1 protein-coding gene is annotated in these 374 nt (G+C 67.4%); it reads right to left on the reverse strand.

Going from position 1 to position 374, the window contains the following annotated elements:
* On the reverse strand, positions 1–374 hold a 374-nt coding region (locus J9889_RS21015), incomplete at both ends, for a hypothetical protein (RefSeq protein WP_210557994.1).

Genomic DNA, 374 nt, shown 5'->3' on the forward strand with positions numbered 1-374 from the left:
ATCTGCACGCTCAGGGTGTTCGAGGCCGAGTCCCCGTCGCTGTCCACCAGGCTCACCGCGAAGTCTTCGAACAGGCTGTTGTTGCCGTTCGCCGTCGGGTGCGCCTCGTTGTCGTTCAGGGTGTAGCTGTAGCTCACCAGCCCGGTCGCCGGGTTGTACCCGGTGATGGTCAGGGTGTTGCCCAGCGGCGTGGTCACCCCGCTCAGCGGGAAGCCCGCCACCACCCCGTTCACCACGATGTTGATGCCACCCACGCTCAGGGTCTTCACCCCGTCCGGCGCGCTGATGGTGAAGTCCCCCGTCACCGTGGTCGACTCCTTGCTGCTGTCCGACCCCGCCGACTCGTTCGCGCCGCGGGTCGCCAGCAGGTCGTC

The organism is Aeromonas sp. PrichA-15 (assembly GCF_017939245.1).
Lineage (GTDB): Bacteria > Pseudomonadota > Gammaproteobacteria > Enterobacterales > Aeromonadaceae > Aeromonas > Aeromonas caviae.